Origin of the sequence: Flagellimonas flava (assembly GCF_050617915.1) — a bacterium.
GTDB lineage: Bacteria > Bacteroidota > Bacteroidia > Flavobacteriales > Flavobacteriaceae > Flagellimonas > Flagellimonas flava_A.
In genome coordinates this window covers 996613-1013942 of the sequence record NZ_JBODQE010000001.1, presented here as the reverse complement: position 1 = coordinate 1013942, position 17330 = coordinate 996613, and the positions used below count along the sequence as shown (strand labels likewise).

Sequence of the window (17330 nt, the reverse complement as noted above, 5' to 3'; positions counted from 1 at the left end):
ATAAATAAGTTGACCCCGATAGTACTGCTACATTTTTCTATTTTTGAAGGAAACCTTCAGATTCATGAAAAATTATCATTTGGGATTCTTATTGATTTGTTTGCTTGTCGCCTGCACTCCAAAGGAAGAGGTAGATTTATTGGTCCATAATGCCAATATCTACACCGTTGATGCTGAATTTTCCAAAGCCACTGCTTTGGTGGTAAAGGACGGACTAGTTGTTTCCTTGGGGAGTTCGGAGGCTTTACAACAAAAATATAATGCCAAGGAGAATCTGGATGCCCAGTCAAAGACAATTGTTCCAGGTTTAATAGATGCCCATTGCCATTTTTATAATCTCGGATTGGATCAACAGATAGTAGATTTGGTTGGAACTAAGAGTTTTGATGAGGTCATCGAGAAGGTGATCGCCTTCCAAAAAGAACGTCCTTCCAATTTTATCCAAGGTAGGGGATGGGATCAAAATGATTGGGAAGTAAAGGAGTTCCCAACCAAGAAGAAACTTGACCAACTATATCCTGATATCCCTGTGGTTTTACAACGAGTGGATGGCCATGCCTATCTGGTGAATCAGAAAGCACTGGATTTGGCTGGAATTGATGGGCATACCCAAGTGGATGGGGGAGAAATAATTCTAGAGGGGGGTAAACCAAGTGGGGTGTTGGTGGACAATCCCATGGCCTTGATAGATAACATAATTCCACAACCTCAAAGGGCTGCACAAATTCAGGCGCTGAAGGATGCCGAAAGCCTGTGCTTAAATTACGGACTAACAACGGTCAACGATGCAGGACTTCATAAATCCACCATTGAACTTATAGATAGCCTGCACCAAACGGGGGACTTGTCCATGAGGGTTTATGCAATGATCAGCAACACCCAAGAAAATTTAGATCACTACTTACAGGCTGGGATTTTCAAGACCGATAAACTCAATGTGCGATCGGTAAAGGTATATGGTGACGGCGCTTTGGGCTCTAGGGGAGCAGCACTTAAAGCACCTTATTCGGATCAACACGGACATTTCGGTGCCATGGTCACCCCTGTAAATCAAATTGAGGCCTTGGCTGAACGAATAGCGGCTTCAGATTATCAGATGAATACACATGCCATTGGTGATTCTGCCAATGTTGTGGTTCTAAGAGCCTATAGAAAGTCGCTTGAGGGTATCAAGGATAGAAGATGGAAAGTGGAACACGCCCAAGTTGTTTCAGAGGAAGACTTTGAGTATTTCGCGGAAGGTATAATCCCGTCCGTACAACCCACACATGCCACAAGTGATATGTATTGGGCGGAAGACCGATTGGGACCAGAGCGGGTTCAGGGTGCATACGCCTTTAAAAAATTATTGGATAAGTCGGGAATTATAGCCCTGGGCACCGACTTTCCTGTGGAAAGGGTAAGCCCTTTCTTGACCTTCTATGCAGCGGTGGCCCGTCAAGATTTAGACCAGTATCCCGAAGGAGGATTTCAAATGACCGATGCCTTGTCCCGTGAAGAAACACTTAGGGGAATGACCATCTGGGCAGCATATTCCAATTTTGAGGAAAACGAAAAAGGAAGTTTGGAACCAGGGAAATTTGCTGATTTTGTTATCCTTAGCAATGATATCATGACCATTTCGGCGGAGGAGATTCCAAACTTGCAGGCGGAACAGGTGTTTTTGGGTGGAAAACGGGTAAAATAAAAACGGGCCTTTAGGCCCGCTTTTCAAATTCGTTTAGGAGTTGTTTTTATAGACTGATATCCAGTGAAACTCGGGTGTTTCCCCAACCCATGACCAGGTCTCCATCGTCTGCAAAGGCAATGGAAAAAACGTCTAGGGATTCGTTGGCCGTGCTAGCTTTGGCTGAAACTCTTATCACGTCGGCGGCACTATCATAAGAATAAGCGCCCCATTGGTTAAGGTTGCTGTTCAATATGATCGTCCACTCGTCTTCCCCAGGAATGGTAAATAAGGAGTAGCTACCAGCCTTAACTGATTTTCCGCCAACAGTGGCATCCTTGTAAAAGGTAATTTCACTGGCCTCGTTGGCTCCGGTTCTCCATACTTTGCCTTCAGGGGCCAAGTCGGCAAGATCTCTTTTAACCCCATCTTTTTTCAGTTTGGGTCGGCTATAAACCACCTTTATGGCTTTGTCCGATACCCTATAACTGGAAGGATAAGTGGCAATATCTGCAGGGCTTATGTCCAGACCGCTAAACTTTTGGGCTGCAAGCTCCGTAGAAAAAGTAAGTGTTAACATTAAAATGGTAAGTGAGAGAAATTTTTTCATGATGATGATTTTAGATGTTTCCAAAACTAGGGTGTTAATGAATGATGATTTTATAAAAAGACGTTAAAATTTAACAAGACTTACAAAGTGATAGGGAATCATGAGATAATCTCTGATAACCTAACATAATTTTTAATAATTGTCAATCTGCATAAAAATATGTAAGCAATAATTCCAATAATGTTTTATAATTGACGTTATTCAATAATATTTGTATCAGAAATTGTTACTAATTTATTAGAGATATGTGTGGAATAGTATGCGCGTTTGACGTGAAAGAAAGTACAGAAAGCCTTAGGCCCCAATTATTGGAGATGTCGAAGAAAGTAAGGCATAGAGGTCCGGATTGGAGTGGAATTTATTCGGACGATAAAGCCATTTTGGCCCATGAACGATTGGCGATTGTGGATCCAGTGTCGGGTAAGCAACCATTGTTCAGCGAAGATGGAAAATTGGTATTGGCAGCCAACGGTGAAATATATAACCACAAAGAACTTAGGGCCCAATTTGAAGGAAAATATCAGTTTAAGACGCAATCGGACTGCGAGGTCATTCTGGCCCTTTATAAAGAAAAAGGAGTGGATTTTATGGATGACCTTAATGGGATATTTGGTTTTGCCATCTATGATAGCGAAAAGGATGAGTATTTCATAGCAAGGGACCATATGGGGATTATTCCACTATACATAGGATGGGATAAACAAGGGACTTTTTACGTGGCCTCTGAGTTGAAAGCTTTAGAGGGATCATGCTCCAAAATCGAATTGTTCCCTCCGGGACACTATTTACATAGTTCGGATGGGGAATTCAAGAGATGGTACAAAAGGGACTGGATGGAGTATGAAGCTGTAAAAGAAAATGAGACCAGCATTGCAGCACTTAAAGAGGCCCTGGAAGCTGCGGTTCACCGTCAATTGATGTCGGATGTGCCTTATGGAGTACTTCTTTCCGGTGGATTGGACTCATCGGTCACTTCGGCAATTGCCAAGAAGTATTCCCAAATGCGGATAGAATCTGGTGACACCAAAGAAGCTTGGTGGCCACAACTGCACTCGTTTTCAGTTGGTTTGGAAGGATCTCCAGATTTGGCTGCTGCTCAAAAGGTAGCGGATCATATTGGAACCATCCATCACGAAATCAAATTTACCATCCAGGAAGGATTGGATGCCATCAAGGACGTGATTTACAACCTTGAAACCTACGATATCACAACTATTAGGGCTTCCACGCCCATGTATCTGATGGCTAGGGTCATCAAGTCCATGGGAATAAAAATGGTGTTGTCCGGAGAAGGAGCGGACGAGCTTTTTGGCGGCTACTTATATTTCCACAAGGCGCCAAGTGCAAAGGATTTTCATGAAGAAACCGTAAGAAAACTGGATAAGCTTCACATGTACGATTGTCTTAGGGCCAATAAATCTTTGGCTGCATGGGGAATTGAAGGCCGAGTACCTTTCTTGGATAAGGAATTTATGGATGTGGCCATGCGAATCAATCCCAAGGATAAAATGATCAACGGGGAGCGTATGGAAAAATGGGTGATCAGAAAAGCCTTTGAATCCTATTTGCCGGAAAGCGTGACCTGGAGACAAAAAGAACAATTCTCTGACGGAGTTGGATACAGCTGGATAGACACCTTGAAAGAGTTGGTGGAAGAAGAGGTAACGGACCAGCAGTTGGCCAATGCCCACTTTAAGTTTCCGATCCAAACGCCAACCACCAAAGAGGAATATTATTACCGTTCCATTTTCGAAGAGCATTTCCCTTCGGATGCGGCAGCAATGAGTGTGCCACAAGAGCCTTCAGTGGCCTGTAGTACCAAGATTGCCCTGGAGTGGGACGAGGCCTTCAAGAACATGAATGACCCTTCAGGAAGGGCCGTGGCCAATGTTCATGAAGATGCATACGTAAAATAGCCGACCCATTATATTTTATGTAGTAGGAAGATGCTGTTTTGTTTCATTTTCAATTAGTCAGAAAAGCCCCTGATATAAGGGGCTTTTTGGTTGAAAAATCCCTGAAAATTCCGCTTCGCTTTTTCCACAATTTTTTGTTGATAACTTGAGAGGTCAAATTGACCTGAAACGCCCATTTACATAGGGTATTCGTTATATTTGTAAGATTTGAAATTTTCAAGGCAAATAAAGCAGATGTATGAGCGAAGAAGCTAAAAAAAACCAATATTCCGCGGATAGTATCCAGGCCCTTGAGGGCATGGAGCACGTGCGTATGAGACCCTCCATGTATATTGGAGATGTAGGGACAAGGGGGTTACATCATTTGGTATATGAAGTGGTGGATAATTCCATTGATGAGGCCATGGGTGGTCATTGCGATACCATTGAGGTCATTATAAATGAAGACAATTCAATCACAACAAAAGATAATGGTAGGGGTATTCCTGTTGGACTGCACAAGAAAGAGGGAGTTTCCGCCCTGGAGGTTGTAATGACCAAGATTGGGGCTGGAGGGAAATTCGACAAGGATTCCTATAAGGTTTCCGGGGGTCTTCACGGTGTTGGGGTTTCCTGTGTTAATGCCCTGTCCAGCCATCTAAAAGCGGTGGTACATCGCGAAGGTAAAATTTGGGAGCAGGAGTACGAAAGAGGTAAGACCCTTTATCCCGTAAAAAGCACCGGTACAACTCAAGAGACTGGTACGACGGTTACCTTTACACCGGACGATACCATTTTTACCCAGACAACGGAATACAGTTATGATACCTTGGCCAACAGAATGCGTGAGTTGTCGTATTTGAACAAGGGAGTGACCATTACCCTTACAGATAAGAGAAACAAGGACGAAAAAGGAGAGTTTATCTCTGAAACCTTCTTTTCTGAGGAAGGTCTCAAGGAATTCATCAAGTTTTTGGATGAAACCCGCGAGCCGCTGATACAAAGTGTGATTTCCATGGAAGGTGAGAAGAATGGAATTCCAGTGGAAGTGGCCATGATCTACAACACTGGTTTTTCCGAAAACCTTCATTCCTATGTAAATAACATCAATACCCACGAAGGGGGTACGCATTTATCTGGATTTAGGAGGGGATTGACCACTACTCTCAAAAAATATGCGGATAACTCCGGATTGCTAGATAAATTAAAGTTTGAAATTTCTGGGGATGATTTCAGGGAAGGATTGACTGCCATTGTTTCGGTAAAAGTTGCCGAACCACAGTTTGAAGGGCAAACCAAGACCAAGTTGGGTAACCGGGAGGTCACCAGCGCGGTAAGTCAGGCAGTATCAGAAATGCTTACAGATTATCTAGAGGAACATCCAGATGATGCCAAACAAATCGTAGAAAAGGTAAAATTGGCGGCCCAGGCCCGTCACGCAGCTGCCAAGGCGCGTGAAATGGTCCAACGTAAAAACCCAATGAGTGTTGGGGGGCTTCCTGGAAAGCTTTCGGATTGCTCAGAGCAAGATCCTACCAAGTGTGAGGTATTCTTGGTTGAGGGTGATTCTGCGGGAGGAACGGCCAAACAGGGTAGGGATAGAAACTTCCAGGCCATTTTGCCATTACGTGGTAAGATTTTGAACGTGGAGAAAGCCATGCAGCACAAGGTTTTTGAAAACGAGGAAATCAAGAATATTTATACGGCCCTTGGGGTTACCATCGGTACCGAAGAGGACAGCAAAGCGCTTAACCTGGAAAAACTTCGATACCATAAAGTGGTTATCATGTGTGATGCCGATGTGGACGGTAGCCATATTGAGACTTTGATTCTTACCTTCTTTTTCCGTTACATGCGGGAATTGATAGAGAATGGACATGTCTACATCGCTACCCCACCTTTATACTTGGTGAAAAAAGGCTCCAAAAAGCGATATGCTTGGGACGATAAGGAACGCGATGAGATTGTGGATTCCATGAAGGGAGGAGCAAGCATCCAACGTTACAAAGGTCTTGGGGAGATGAACGCCGAGCAACTTTGGGATACCACCATGAATCCAGAGTTTAGAACCCTTCGTCAGGTGAGCATTGAAAATGCCACGGAGACAGACCGAATCTTTTCCATGTTGATGGGGGATGAGGTTCCGCCAAGACGTGAATTCATAGAGAAAAATGCGGTTTACGCGAATATAGACGCATAATAGTGTTCAATCGATAAACAAAAAATCCCAGGGCAACCTGGGATTTTTTTATAGTTGGATATTGGTTGTTGGTTAGTTCCATTCAAACTCGCCCCGTTCAAAAGACCAGTCATTGCCAAAAAATCCAGCGCATTTTACCGCGTCAGTTCCATAATCCATGATTCCATTGCTAAACAAGAGCAAATCGGGGTAAGAGGTTCCGTTCAACAGATAGTGATTGCTATAAATGGCCTTCATCCCATTTGTCCCGGTTGCACTAACCACCCCAATACTTGCGGTATCACTATCCTGTCTAGGGGCAATAAAATAGAGCCCCCATTGGTTCCCTTTTACTTCCTTCCCATCAACTGTAACTTGATTGTCTTTGACTTGAACAGGAAATTGCTTTAAGAGTTTGCTCCAAGCCGAGTTGTTGTCGCTGTTTCCATAAATGACAATGTTTCTATTCGGATAGGCCTTTGCGCTAAAATCTACATCCGCTACCAATTCCACAGATCCATTGGCTCTATAATAAAATGTTTCAGCATCCAGTCGTGCCTTGTTAAAATACCATTCATTTTCTTGCTCGGTTCCTTTTGTGGCATAAACAAAGACCATTTCATTTCTAAAGGCATCCTTGAAACCACCATTTCTATGCGGCCCTTTGTCCTTATATGATGGCGCGTTTCCTGCCCTCCATGATCCATTGGTATGGTGTAAATAGATTTTACCGACTGACGAGATTTCCAAAGTGTCGTTATCAATTTGCAGCTTGCTGGTATCCAATCCCATTGCATCCAAGTCCAGCTTAAGAACGGAGATATTTTCCGTATCTATTTTGACCCCATCTTCTTTGTTGAAGTTGATAGAACTAATCTCCAAGGGTTTTTGCTGTTGGATTATGGATGCAAAATGGGAGGTAGCTGAAACTCCAGGTGAGGCCGTGTAAAATTCCATCTTTTTAATGGTGGAATCCGCAGGAATGCTGCGCTGTTTGAACAAGTCAAAAATAGGTGGCCAATCCATGCTGTGATCCCCATACCAGTGGGTTCCTCCAGGATATTCGTAATAGGTGAAATCGGAATGGAATTTACCCATAACTTCCCGCATTTCCCGGGCAATAAAAGTGGGCACCACATTGTCCTTTTCCCCGTGCAATACATAAATTCCCTGCTGCAGGTAATTTCGTTTCAACTTTAAGGTCCTGCTTGGGTTTCCTGCACGCAAAATCATATGATCCATATCCGTGAGCTGAGGCTTCTTTTGCATTTCCTCCAACATTTTGGGAGTAATGCCCCATCGCTTGAGCTCCTCTTCGCTGGCACTTAAGGCCCTTTTTACAAAACTGTCCCGATAACCCAGCAGATCAGGGTAGCCTGCACAGGGCGCAATGGCCGCAAATTTGTCTGGATAAGTGGCTCCTAGATACCAGGTGCCATGACCTCCCATGGAGTGACCTGTCAAATATATTTTTTGTGGATTTGGTTGGTAGATTCTCTTGCCTTCTTTCAATACTTCCAAGGCATCCAAACGCCCCCAGTCTTCCCAGGCAAAACCGAAAGGCCTTCTATTGGTAGGTGCTACTACATGGCCCCAATCCTTTTGCTTATAGGCGTTGGCTTGGTTTACTGCCTCTACCGATGCACCGTGAACCGAAAGAAACAAAGCCCCATCTTCCAAATCATGTGTAGATGAGGGTGCTACGCTAAAATATTGCACACTACCATCAATTTGACTTATAAAAGTGCGTTTGTGCTTATCGTGTTTGGATTTGATGTGTATTGCTATTTCCTGATCATCCAAAGTCTGTTGCGAACCGTTAATCAGCTTTAGTTTGAGGTTTGAATCCTGGGTGGTGATATTTTCTTCTACCGAGGGAATTTCAAAAGCCATCTTTCTAACACTCATAGGAGGAATTGACGGAATCTCTGAGGATAATTTCTTTCCTTGATACACTACCTGAATCTCATGCTTTTTCACCCAAGTATCGGAAGCATTGATGACTCTAATAGCTCCTTTATATTTAATGTCCTCGCCCATCAAAAGATCGGGTAAAGTCATGTCTCGTTGTGTCATAAGCACAGGTGATTTTGGTTTGATCAATCTTCCACGTACGCGGGGAAAGCGCCCGGATTTTAATACAAACACATTGGTGCCTTTTTTCAACTTGATGGGAATCAGGCTGTAACCAAAATCATAATAATCCCCCTCATGCGGAAACCCATTGATGATAGCTTGGGTATGGCCCGAAGCTTCAAAAAGAACAATGTCCTCCTTATTGGATTTATAGCTGAGGTAAACGTAGGATCCTCGGAGTACGGGACTATTAAAGGTGCTGCTGCTATCCACTTTGATTTTGGTCCATCGTTGCGCAGTTCCTGAATGATCCACCAGTCCAATCTCACCTTCAGAAACCGTTTTATGGGTCATCAAAAAATCCTTTAATACTTTATCAGTGGGAAACGAAATGGAATTGAGAGCGTTTCGCTTTGTAGGAAGATAGAGTGCCTCCTTGAACACATGGGCTACCTTGCCCTCTTTGACTTCGTTTACTTTTTCCTTGCCAAAATATTCAACAATGTTGCCTTGCCTTTTTTGTGCATGCAGGAGTGAACTGCAAACAAAACAGACAACAAACAATGACAATCTAGTATTCCAGAATTTAACCATGAAGTAATTTTTAGTCAAAAAGTAAAGATTTGACCCATGGGCTGCAAAAAGAATAGATTACCCATAGAGCAGGGGCGACAGACAACATAAATAAGCCAACCAACTGATTTTTTCGGTGTTGGGGGAGTCATCAAAATATGCGCGAATTTGGCCCTGTTTTATTGTATTGCCATCACGGTAATACCCCTAAATATATAGATAAGGGCATTTCACAACAAAAAGTCGGCATCCCAAGCCCAGTTTCATAGTTTTGGGAAAAACCTCACAAGATGAAAAAGATAGTTCTTTTACTTACTTTGTTCAGTGCTACCATGGGAATGGCGCAATCCAACCTTAATGATATTTTGGCTGCTGGACTTAATGATGCGGAGCGATTTACCACAGCATGGATGGCTCCAGTTACCGAAGCGAGTGTTTACAGTATCTCCAATGGGTGGTACAACTCTGCCGATGCCAAACCTTTAGGTGGTTTTGAAATTTCCATCGTGGGTAATATTACAGGCTTCAAAAACAAAGACGATAAAAAATCCTTTACCTTAAATACCGCAGATTACGAAAATCTTACGTTTGTCGATGGTAGTACATCCAAGGAAGTAGCTACAGCCTTAGGGGATATTGAAGGTGTGGATGTGGCCATTAATGCATTGGTACAAGGGCAACCTGTTAGTGCAACCTTTGAGCTGCCTTCCGGTTTGTCTTCCGAAGATTTGAATTTTGTGCCTTCCGGATATATTCAGGCCAGTGTGGGATTGATCAAGGGAACCGAGGTTAAAGCTAGGTTCTTGCCAAAAATAAACACCGATGACGTTAAAATAGGCTTATACGGATTTGGTGTACAACACGATTTTACCAAACATCTTCCTGCAGACAAGCTATTACCTGTGGCCATTTCAGCAGTTATTGGTTACACCAATCTAAGCGGGGAGTACGATTTTACCAATACCGATGTGATTAACGGGGAAAACCAACGAATTGATGCTAAATTCAGCTCTTGGAATTTCAGCGCAGTGGTATCCACAAAATTGCCTGTGATCAACTTCTATGGCGGATTGAATTACATCACTGGAAAAGCGGATACGAACATATTGGGTAGATATGAAATAGAAACCGTTGCACAACCCATTGTTTACAATGATCCGTTCAACATTAGTAATAAGGTTAGCGGCGTTTCAGGAAACATTGGGACCAAACTTAAGCTAGGATTCTTTAGAATCAATGCAGACTATAACATTGCGGAATTTAGCACCTTGACCTTTGGTATCAACTTCGGATTTAGATAGAAAACAAGCTATTCCAACTCAAAACATAAAGAAAGCCCCAACAATTGTTGGGGCTTCCTATTTTCATATGGTGTGCCTTCCATTATTCCCTGGTGGCGAAGACAGAACCATTCTCCAAGGCTAATATTTCAGGGTCGCTGGTCTCTTCCAGGCTCACAATAACATCCGTGACTTGTTCATCCGAATAGGTAATGGTGTATTTACCATTTTCCTCGGACCATTTAAAATCGGTATAAAAAGTAAGGCTAGAGTTGGAGTAGCTTTGATATCGACCTAGGTATACGTCGTTGAATATCCACTCCTCTCGCGAAGTACTTCCATTTTTGTTTTCGTCTCCATTGACATCGTCCCTTACCCAAATCCCGAGAATGGGATCGTTGTTTTCAGGAATACTGGTACAATTGCTAACAGCAATTATGGATGCAATGGCCAACAATGAAAAGAACTTTTTCATAGGTTAAGTAGGTTAAATGTAATTTGGGACTAATACAACGGGTTTTTTAACCCAAGTATTGTTGGAAAATCGATGTATGGTAAGGGTCTTTGCCATTTCTTCGGTGAACTGCACAATTTGTTAACATTGTACATACTTTACCTACAATTTGTTGGAGGATTCCAATCCAACTTAAAATGGTAAAATGTCAGGTTTTATCTGCCGCAAATGCCTTATTTTTGAACGTTTAAAATAAAATCTTATAAAAATGAAAGTTACCGTAGTTGGAGCAGGTGCAGTTGGGGCTAGCTGTGCCGAATATATTGCCATGAAAAATTTTGCCGCGGAAGTGGTTTTGCTGGATATCAAGGAGGGCTATGCCGAAGGGAAGGCCATGGATTTGATGCAAACCGCCTCTTTGAATGGTTTTGATACCAAAATCACCGGTACCACAGGTGATTATTCCAAAACTGCAGGTAGCGATATTGCGGTAATTACCTCTGGAATTCCACGTAAACCTGGAATGACCCGTGAAGAATTGATTGGGATCAATGCGGGAATTGTAAAGTCTGTTGCTTCCAGCTTGTTGGAGCATTCACCCAATACCATCATTATTGTGGTGAGCAACCCTATGGACACCATGACCTATTTGGTGCACAAAACCACTGATCTTCCCAAAAACAAGATTATCGGGATGGGCGGAGCCTTGGACAGTGCCCGATTCAAATACAGATTGGCCGAGGCTTTGGGATCTCCCATTTCTGATGTGGATGGCATGGTTATCGGCGGACATAGCGATAAAGGTATGGTACCACTTATTGGACATGCTACCCGAAACAGCGTTAAAGTTTCCGAATTTCTTGAAGCGGACAAAATGCAATGGGTGGTTGAAGAAACCAAGGTTGGTGGCGCTACATTGACCAAATTGTTGGGTACCAGTGCTTGGTATGCTCCCGGTGCTGCTGTTTCTGGATTGGTGCAGGCCATAGCCTGTGACCAAAAGAAAATGTTCCCTTGCTCTGCCTTGTTGGAAGGGGAGTATGGATTGGATGATTTGAGCATTGGGGTGCCAGTAATTTTAGGTAAAAATGGTATCGAGAAAATCGTGGAAATTGATTTGAGCGATGCTGAAAAAGCCAAAATGCAGGAAAGTGCCGAAGGCGTGAAAAAAACCAACGGATTGCTTCAGCTGTAAGCTGAATTTCCACCATATAAAATGTCATTTCGAGCGTGAGTAAGAAATCTGTCTGTTGCGGATGGATTTTGACTAGTGTCGAAATGACATTTTTGTTTTAACAGTATTCCCACCAGTTGCTTATTGCAATTCCCATAATTTCTATTGGCAAATCTTATGGGAAATGATATATTTGCACGCTGTTTAGCAAAACATCATAAAAATTTAATAATCAATGCAAAATAAAGGACTTATAAAGCTTTTCGCACTCCTTTTTGGTTTGGTGAGCGTTTATCAGCTTTCCTATACTTTCATTACAAGCAAATTGGAAGGGGATGCTGAAACCTACGCCATCAGCCAGATTTCGGAAGATGAAGAAGGTTATGTGGCAAAGCGCGAGGCTTTAGAGGCATCGTATCTGGATTCCATTGGAACCAACCCAATTTTGGGCTTTACCAGCTATGATGATGCCAAAAAGAAGGAACTTAACAAAGGATTGGACCTTAAAGGGGGTATCAATGTAACCCTCCAGATTTCCGTTAGGGATATCTTGCAAGGTTTGGCAAATAATTCCAAAAATCCCGTTTTCAATAAGGCTTTGGATGATGCGGATACCGCATCCAAGAGCAGCCCTGATACCTATTTGGAACTGTTTTTTGATGCATTTGATGCTATCAAGGGGGATACCAAATTGGCTTCTCCTGATATTTTCGCCAATAAGGGGCTAAGCGATGTGGTCAACTTCCAGATGACAGATGACCAGGTGAAGCCCATTATCCGAACCAAAATTGATGAGGCCATTGTTTCTGCATTTGAGGTTTTGCGTGAGCGTATCGATGGTTTTGGGGTAACTCAACCCAATATCCAGCGGGAAGGGAATTCCGGGCGTATTTTGGTGGAACTGCCTGGAGCAAGGGACATTGCCAGGGCACAGGAACTACTTTCCAGTACGGCGCAATTGGAATTCTGGGAAACCTACCAGCAAAGCAATCAAAGTTTGGGTGCATTTTTTGTGAACGCCAACGAACGCTTAAAAGAGATTTTGGAACCTGTTGAGGAAGAAGAGGAAGCGCAGGCTACTCCAGAATCAGAGATTGATTCCTTGTTATCCGATGTTGCCCAAGATTCCTTGGACTTGACACCTCAGGTAAATCCATTACTGGGTAAACTGATACCAGGTAACCCAGGGAGTCATGCCATTGCAAGAGCATTGGTGTCTGATACCGCTGAGATTGGCGGATATCTTAGAATGAGAGAGATTAGAAGGTTGTTGCCTGCTGATGTCCAATTCACCAAATTTTTATGGGAGCGTCCTGCAAAGGATTCAGAGATTGCCGAGTTATACGCGCTTAAATCAAACAGGGATAACGTTCCTAGAATTAGTGGGGATGTAGTATCCGATGCACAGGATACTTTTGACCAATACAACAAGCCTGCGGTAAGCATGACCATGAATACCAAAGGAGCCAAGGATTGGGAAAAGTTGACAGGGGATGCCTACAACAACCAAACAGGTATTGCCATTGTATTGGATGGTAAAGTATACACGGCACCAGGAGTTACCAACGGACCCATATCTGGCGGACGTTCTGAAATCACGGGAACATTTACGGTTAACGAGACCAAGGATATTGCCAACGTATTGAGAGCTGGTAAGCTTCCGGCAGAAGCAGAAATTATCCAATCGGAAGTAGTTGGGCCATCTTTGGGTCAAGAAGCTATCGATAGCGGTTTCATGTCTTTCTTGATTGCCATGGCCTTTGTGTTGCTATGGATGATTTTCTATTATGGTAAAGCAGGAATCTTTGCTGACATCGCATTGATTTTAAACATAGTCCTAATTTTTGGGGTATTGACCAGCCTTGGTGCGGTATTGACACTTCCTGGAATTGCAGGTATCGTATTGACCATTGGTATGTCCGTGGATGCGAACGTACTGATCTTTGAACGAATTAAAGAAGAATTGGCGCGCGGTAAGGGCAAGGGTCAGGCTGTGGCGGATGGTTTTAGCAACGCATTGTCTTCCATTTTGGATGCTAACATTACCACCGGTTTAACGGCAATTATCCTATTCATTTTCGGTTCAGGTCCCATTAAGGGCTTTGCAACAACTCTTTTGATTGGTATTGTAACTTCCCTGTTCACTGCTATCTTCATCACTAGATTGATGGTGGATTCCTATATTGCCAAAAAAGGCAGAAGCTTGGATTTCTCCACTGCGATGACCAAGGGCTTGTTTACCAATATGAAGATCAACTTCTTGGGCAAACGTAAAATTGCCTATATAGTTTCTGTGATATTGGTTGGTATAGGAGCGTTCTCCTTATTTACCACGGGCTTGCAGCAAGGTGTGGACTTTGTGGGGGGACGATCGTATCAAGTTCGTTTTGAAAAAGCAGTAAATCCATCCGAAATAGCATCAGAATTGAACGATGTCTTTGGAAGTGGTACCAATGTGAAAACTTTTGGGGAGGCTAATCAGATTATGATTACCACTCCATATAAAGTGGATGTTGAGGGGATTGAAGTGGATAATGAGATTCAGGACAAACTATACACCTCGCTTCAGAAATACTTGCCAGATGGTACTTCATATGATGAGTTTACATTGAGTGCTGCATCTGACAAGGCTCTTGGAATTGTCCAATCCAAAAAAGTAGGGCCAACCATTGCGGATGATATCAAGAACAATGCGTTCTTGGCCATTATCGGTTCTTTGGCAGTGGTGTTCCTCTACATTCTTTTACGATTTAGAAAATGGCAGTTCTCTTTGGGTGCTGTAATCGCGGTATTCCATGATGTAATGATCGTGCTAGGGATATTCTCATTGACCGGTAAGATCATGCCGTTCAACATGGAGATTGATCAAGCCTTTATTGCGGCCATCCTTACCGTTATTGGGTACTCCCTGAATGATACGGTGGTAGTATTTGACCGTATTCGGGAAATTGTGAATCTCAAAGGATGGAACAATGGGCAGAATATCAATCAAGCGTTGAACAGTACCTTGAGCCGTACGTTGAATACCTCACTTACAACATTGATCGTGCTTTTGGCTATCTTTGTTTTTGGCGGAGAGAGTTTAAGAGGATTTATGTTCGCTATGATCGTGGGGGTATTGGTAGGTACCTATTCCTCTGTTTTCATTGCAACACCGATTATGTTTGATGCCTTGAAAAGGAAAATTGGCTCAGCTAGAGAGTAGTTGAGAATTTATATTTGGTCGAAAAAGCCGTCTGTTTTCAGATGGCTTTTTCATTTTGGGTCATAATTCTGGCCAATATAGGCGATGGCCTCAGTTTGGGATAGTACAGCAAAGTTTTTATAGCGATGGTGTACATCCACAATTTCATCCAGAGCTTTTTCTACAAGTCCTTTGTTTTTCCAAGAATTTAAAGCAGTAATCACGGTGGGTAGGCAGCCCTTCTTATAGGCTATTTGACCTATTACATGAATTAAGGTGTTTCGCACTCTGGCAGTAGGATCATGCTGAAGTACCTCAAGCAGCGGCAGAATGTCTTGGGGATGGGTTCGTCCCCGAAGTTCAATTCCATGACATATTTCCCGACGTACCTCTTTATCAGGATGTTTAAGGTACTTCTTTGCCCAATGCAAAATAGGCTCAGGATTTTTCTCTCCCATTTTTTTAATGGAGCCAATAACCGCATTTCTAACGGAATGGTGATTGTCAAACAAGCCTTGGTCAAAAAAATGCTTCACGGATTCAAAATCTCTCTTGCCCACTTCGCCTGCGGCATTGATAACGGTTTGTCTAACCTTTTCTGAATCGTTATCCAAGAGAAGTTCCAAAAAAGAAACAATGGATACGGTTTCCATTTGCCCTGCCTTGTGGATTTTGCCAACCGCCAGATATCCCGCTTTCCGGATATAGGTATCATCATCTGCAAAATAGTTGTTGACCGGCTCGATTTGCTGATTTTTAAAGCCATGACGAATGGCTTGGTCAATCTGTTGAACCAATGCTTGGCGTTCTTCTTTGGACAAGTCGTAAAACCCCATAATTGGATTTACTTAGGGGGTAGGGAACAAACATATTCGTAACCTTTTTGAATGTAAGCTCCAAGTTGGGTCTTGTCTTTCAAAAGCGATTCGGGAATCAGAACATATTCCCGCATGGTGGCTCCGTGGGACTTGAAGGGAAGTGCTCCATACATTTGGTCAAAGGTTTGAATAACCTCTTTGGAAAGTCTAACCCCCAATTCCCCATCCTTGTTCAGTAGGGAAAACATATATCCGTTGGCGGAGGTATAGGGCATGGTTTTGCCCTTTCGCTCAAAATTGGGATTGACGGCTACCACTTCATCATAAATTTTTAAGACCTCTTCCCGCATACTGTCAAAATTAAAATAAATCCTTGGCCATGACTTGAAATTCAAAATCTTCCTGGCCAATACTGAAATCATGGTCACCAAAGGTGTCAAAGCCATTTTTGCTGTAAAATCGAATAGCTCTTTCGTTTTCTTTGAGTACCGAGAGCCAAATTTTTTGGAAACCTTCTTCTTGTGCCTTATCCAGGAGAATTTCTTGGAGTGCCAACCCGACTTTTTTGGATAAAAAATCCTTCAGCACATAGATTTTCTGAAGTTGACAAACCTTATCCGAGTTCAAAAAAGGGGAAGGGGAGTGTCGTTTTAGTTTGGCATATCCAACAGGGAGCTCTTCCATATAGGCCAGCCAAAACACATTATTGGGCTTGGATAGGCTAGTTCGCAATTTGGAAACCCCAAAGGTTTGGTTGAGATATTGATCTAAATCGGTTGGGTCCCTAAAGTAATGCCCAAAGGTTTCGGTAAAGGTCACTCTGGCCAACAGGGCAATAACCGCTGCATCATTTGTATTCGCCTCCCTCAATTGTATCATGCTGGGTAGTTTTCTAGATTCTCCAATATTTGACGGTCATGATGGGTTACATGGTATATGGTAAAGTACAGCATTTCCCGTAAGGTTAACTTCCCCATGGCGGGATGGACAATCCTATGCGAATCCAAAACCGATTCGTCAAAGAGATGAAGTCCTTGATTTAGAGTTTCTATTGCTGCTAGCAGTTCTGAAATTGTTTGGCCTCGATTTTCAATGGTGATTTTAGTGGGGACGAATCGTTCGGGTAAGACAAAATCTCTCAAATTTTCCAGAACTTTCAGATAGTCATCCACCAACTTCTGATAGGTTCTGCTGGGATTCTCCGCCAATCCAAACTTTTCTTCAAGAACTGTAGGAGCCGTATGGAATATTTTTGCTGTGGGAACTACAGATTTCAGAATGTGGTCCAACTGTTGTCCTGCAGTCCATTTAGGGCCAGGAATTCGGGTAAAATCCTCCTTTCCTAGACTTTCCAATTTTTTTGCAAAAGTTTGATGGTTATGCTTTAACTGTTGAATGATTTCTTCTTTCTTCATTCTTGG

At 42.9% G+C, this 17330-nt stretch carries 13 protein-coding genes; 6 read left to right on the top strand and 7 right to left on the bottom strand.

All coding sequences use genetic code 11. From position 1 onward, the window contains the following. Window positions 1-64 precede the first annotated feature (64 nt). A complete protein-coding gene (locus tag ACRHOZ_RS04635; RefSeq protein WP_431122888.1) occupies window positions 65-1687 on the top strand; it encodes an amidohydrolase in 1623 nt (540 codons plus the stop codon). Between the two features lie 46 nt (window positions 1688-1733). On the opposite strand, the gene ACRHOZ_RS04630 is transcribed toward ACRHOZ_RS04635, so the two are convergent. Continuing rightward, the gene (locus ACRHOZ_RS04630; protein ID WP_431122886.1) at window positions 1734-2276 is read right to left on the bottom strand and encodes a DUF2911 domain-containing protein; all 543 of its coding nucleotides are present in this window, start codon (window positions 2274-2276) and stop codon (window positions 1734-1736) included. Between the two features lie 245 nt (window positions 2277-2521). On the opposite strand from ACRHOZ_RS04630, the gene asnB reads away from it, so the two are divergent. Together asnB and gyrB are read left to right on the top strand one after the other, a co-directional pair. After that, entirely contained in the window at window positions 2522-4192 is a 1671-nt protein-coding gene (asnB, locus tag ACRHOZ_RS04625) for an asparagine synthase B (RefSeq protein ID WP_431122884.1), read from the top strand. 238 nt (window positions 4193-4430) lie between these two features. Further along, entirely contained in the window at window positions 4431-6371 is a 1941-nt protein-coding gene (gene gyrB, locus ACRHOZ_RS04620) for a DNA topoisomerase (ATP-hydrolyzing) subunit B (RefSeq protein WP_431122882.1), read from the top strand. 72 nt (window positions 6372-6443) lie between these two features. Here gyrB and ACRHOZ_RS04615 read toward each other — a convergent pair whose 3' ends face one another. After that, window positions 6444-9020, bottom strand: a complete 2577-nt coding sequence (locus ACRHOZ_RS04615; protein ID WP_431122880.1) for an alpha/beta fold hydrolase — start codon at window positions 9018-9020, stop codon at window positions 6444-6446. A gap of 269 nt (window positions 9021-9289) precedes the next feature. Between ACRHOZ_RS04615 and ACRHOZ_RS04610 the strand changes: the two genes are divergently transcribed. After that, window positions 9290-10300, top strand: a complete 1011-nt coding sequence (locus ACRHOZ_RS04610; protein WP_431122878.1) for a DUF6588 family protein — start codon at window positions 9290-9292, stop codon at window positions 10298-10300. An 82-nt stretch (window positions 10301-10382) separates the two neighbouring features. Here ACRHOZ_RS04610 and ACRHOZ_RS04605 read toward each other — a convergent pair whose 3' ends face one another. Further along, window positions 10383-10754 (bottom strand): hypothetical protein, encoded by a 372-nt coding sequence (locus ACRHOZ_RS04605; RefSeq protein ID WP_420400575.1) that lies wholly within the window; start codon window positions 10752-10754, stop codon window positions 10383-10385. A 247-nt stretch (window positions 10755-11001) separates the two neighbouring features. On the opposite strand from ACRHOZ_RS04605, the gene mdh reads away from it, so the two are divergent. Together mdh and secDF are read left to right on the top strand one after the other, a co-directional pair. Beyond that, window positions 11002-11928 (top strand): malate dehydrogenase, encoded by a 927-nt coding sequence (gene mdh, locus ACRHOZ_RS04600; protein WP_431122876.1) that lies wholly within the window; start codon window positions 11002-11004, stop codon window positions 11926-11928. A gap of 214 nt (window positions 11929-12142) precedes the next feature. Further along, a complete protein-coding gene (gene secDF / locus ACRHOZ_RS04595) occupies window positions 12143-15112 on the top strand; it encodes a protein translocase subunit SecDF (RefSeq protein WP_431122874.1) in 2970 nt (989 codons plus the stop codon). Between the two features lie 50 nt (window positions 15113-15162). Here secDF and ACRHOZ_RS04590 read toward each other — a convergent pair whose 3' ends face one another. Genes ACRHOZ_RS04590 through ACRHOZ_RS04575 form a run of 4 tightly spaced genes read right to left on the bottom strand, consistent with a single transcriptional unit; the run spans window position 15163 to window position 17324 of the window. Next, window positions 15163-15927 (bottom strand): HEAT repeat domain-containing protein, encoded by a 765-nt coding sequence (locus tag ACRHOZ_RS04590; protein WP_431122872.1) that lies wholly within the window; start codon window positions 15925-15927, stop codon window positions 15163-15165. Window positions 15928-15935: 8 nt separating this feature from the next. Then, window positions 15936-16259, bottom strand: coding sequence for a hypothetical protein (locus ACRHOZ_RS04585; protein WP_431122870.1), 324 nt, complete (start codon window positions 16257-16259; stop codon window positions 15936-15938). A 10-nt stretch (window positions 16260-16269) separates the two neighbouring features. Then, window positions 16270-16788 (bottom strand): GNAT family N-acetyltransferase, encoded by a 519-nt coding sequence (locus ACRHOZ_RS04580; protein WP_431122867.1) that lies wholly within the window; start codon window positions 16786-16788, stop codon window positions 16270-16272. Continuing rightward, window positions 16785-17324 carry a DinB family protein gene (locus ACRHOZ_RS04575; protein ID WP_431122866.1) on the bottom strand — a complete coding sequence of 180 codons (540 nt, stop codon included), beginning with the start codon at window positions 17322-17324 and terminating at the stop codon, window positions 16785-16787. The genes ACRHOZ_RS04580 and ACRHOZ_RS04575 overlap by 4 nt, the downstream gene beginning before the upstream one ends. Between the last annotated feature and the right edge of the window lie 6 nt (window positions 17325-17330).

What these genes read in the sequence shown, in the direction of transcription:
- ACRHOZ_RS04610 (WP_431122878.1), top strand. Translation starts at nt 9,290, where the DNA reads ATGAAAAAGATAGTTCTTTTACTTACTTTGTTCAGTGCTACCATGGGA.
- asnB (WP_431122884.1), top strand. Translation starts at nt 2,522, where the DNA reads ATGTGTGGAATAGTATGCGCGTTTGACGTGAAAGAAAGTACAGAAAGC.
- mdh (WP_431122876.1), top strand. Translation starts at nt 11,002, where the DNA reads ATGAAAGTTACCGTAGTTGGAGCAGGTGCAGTTGGGGCTAGCTGTGCC.
- ACRHOZ_RS04575 (WP_431122866.1), bottom strand. Translation starts at nt 17,324, where the DNA reads ATGAAGAAAGAAGAAATCATTCAACAGTTAAAGCATAACCATCAAACT.
- ACRHOZ_RS04605 (WP_420400575.1), bottom strand. Translation starts at nt 10,754, where the DNA reads ATGAAAAAGTTCTTTTCATTGTTGGCCATTGCATCCATAATTGCTGTT.
- ACRHOZ_RS04630 (WP_431122886.1), bottom strand. Translation starts at nt 2,276, where the DNA reads ATGAAAAAATTTCTCTCACTTACCATTTTAATGTTAACACTTACTTTT.
- gyrB (WP_431122882.1), top strand. Translation starts at nt 4,431, where the DNA reads ATGAGCGAAGAAGCTAAAAAAAACCAATATTCCGCGGATAGTATCCAG.
- ACRHOZ_RS04615 (WP_431122880.1), bottom strand. Translation starts at nt 9,020, where the DNA reads ATGGTTAAATTCTGGAATACTAGATTGTCATTGTTTGTTGTCTGTTTT.
- ACRHOZ_RS04585 (WP_431122870.1), bottom strand. Translation starts at nt 16,259, where the DNA reads ATGCGGGAAGAGGTCTTAAAAATTTATGATGAAGTGGTAGCCGTCAAT.
- secDF (WP_431122874.1), top strand. Translation starts at nt 12,143, where the DNA reads ATGCAAAATAAAGGACTTATAAAGCTTTTCGCACTCCTTTTTGGTTTG.
- ACRHOZ_RS04635 (WP_431122888.1), top strand. Translation starts at nt 65, where the DNA reads ATGAAAAATTATCATTTGGGATTCTTATTGATTTGTTTGCTTGTCGCC.
- ACRHOZ_RS04580 (WP_431122867.1), bottom strand. Translation starts at nt 16,788, where the DNA reads ATGATACAATTGAGGGAGGCGAATACAAATGATGCAGCGGTTATTGCC.
- ACRHOZ_RS04590 (WP_431122872.1), bottom strand. Translation starts at nt 15,927, where the DNA reads ATGGGGTTTTACGACTTGTCCAAAGAAGAACGCCAAGCATTGGTTCAA.